This is a genomic window from Streptomyces sp. UH6 (assembly GCF_013421635.1).
GTDB classification, from domain to species: domain Bacteria; phylum Actinomycetota; class Actinomycetes; order Streptomycetales; family Streptomycetaceae; genus Streptomyces; species Streptomyces abyssomicinicus.
Window position 1 is genome coordinate 1 of record NZ_JACADT010001202.1, and the last position, 1511, is coordinate 1511.

The window sequence follows — 1511 nt, forward strand, 5'->3', positions numbered from 1 at the left end:
CGGCGCGGATCACGCCGACCTCTCGGCCACCGCCCAGCAGCGGAGCGTGGCCGACGCGCTCCAGCACGGGGGCGTCCACCCCCGCCCTGCGGAGCACCCGCTCCAGGACCGGGCCGAGGGCACGCGTCGCACCGTCCTCCACCTTGAACGCCAGCGCCCGCCCGTCCGGCAGCGCCACCGCCTGGACCGCCTCGGCGCCCATCTTCGACAAGGCCCCCGGCACCTCGCGCATCAGCCACGTGTCCGGACGACGGGTTCCGGCCACGTACTCCGGGTGCGCCCGCATCGCGTCCGCCACCCGGCGCTCCGCACTGCCGGGCTCCGCCAGCACGAAGGAGCGGAACGCCCGGGCCAGGCCGGTGAGCGTGATCGCCATCAGCGGTGCCCCGCAGCCGTCGGTGCCCACCGCCGTCACCGGCTCGCCCGCCGCCTCCTCGATCACGGTGTGGGCGAGCCGCTGCAGCGGGTGCTCCGGGTCCAGGTAGCTGTCCAGCGGCCAGCCGTTGAGCGCGGAGACGGCCAGCATCGCGGTGTGCTTGCCGGAGCAGTTCATGGTGACCCGCTCCCGGACGCCGCCGGCGGCCAGGTAGGCCTCCGCCTCGACCGGGTCCATCGGCAGGTCGGCCGGGCACTGGAGCTGGTCCTCGGTGAGCCGGAACTCGGCGAGCATCTCGCGCACCAGAGCACGGTGAAACGTTTCGCCGGAGTGGCTGGCCGCCGCCAGCGCCAGCCGCTCGCCCTTCAGCGGCAGCCCCGCCCGCAGGATCGCGGCGGCCTGCATCGGCTTGTTGGACGAACGGGGGAAGACGGCCGCGCCCGGGTCGCCCAGCGAGAACTCCACCGAGCCGTCCGGCGCCAGCAGCACCAGGTGCCCGCGGTGCCGCCCCTCCACGAACCCCGACCGCACCACGTCGGCCAGCGGAACCGGACCGGCGGCGGCCGCCGCCTCGAAGGTGGCGGGGGCGGCCGCTCCCGAGGGGCGGTCTGCGGCGAGGGCGCGGGTCGGCTCGGAGGTCGGCTCGGACACGGTGCGGGGCCTTTCGGGAGGACTCAGAGAAGCAGGTCGTCCACCTGTGCTTCTCCTTCACGGTACCTGCGTGCCAGCTCGGCGCCGCACACGTCGGCGGTGCGCTGGAGGTCCTGGCGCCGCAGCGACACCTCACGCTCGTGCCGCACCAGCCGGGCGAGCGCCACCCTCAGCTCCACGTCCGTCCGGGCGGCCAGGTCGGAGAGCCCCACCTCGTCCAGCATGCCGGCGGCCAGCGTCCGGTACTCCTCGCTCCGCGGCGCGGAGAGGGTGACGTGGCGGGCCGAGGACGGATGGCGCGCCGGGGCGTCCCGGAGGATATCCGGCAGCCGCTCCATGACCGGTCCCAGCTCCCTCACCGAGGGCTGCCCGGACGGCCCCCGGTGCCCCAGCTCGGCCCGGAGGATGTCGATCCGGCCCTGGAGCAGCCTCCGCAGATAGCTGAGGTCGGCCTCCTCCCGCTGGGCCCGGCGGCGCAGCGCGC

2 protein-coding genes are annotated in these 1511 nt (G+C 75.6%); both read right to left on the reverse strand.

What is annotated here, in order from left to right; all coding sequences use genetic code 11:
• On the reverse strand, positions 1 to 919 hold a 919-nt coding region (locus tag HW445_RS30595; protein ID WP_257231396.1), incomplete at its 3' end, for an asparaginase.
• Positions 920 to 1050: 131 nt separating this feature from the next.
• A complete protein-coding gene (locus HW445_RS30600) occupies positions 1051 to 1506 on the reverse strand; it encodes an aerial mycelium formation protein (RefSeq protein WP_257231397.1) in 456 nt (151 codons plus the stop codon).
• Between the last annotated feature and the right edge of the window lie 5 nt (positions 1507 to 1511).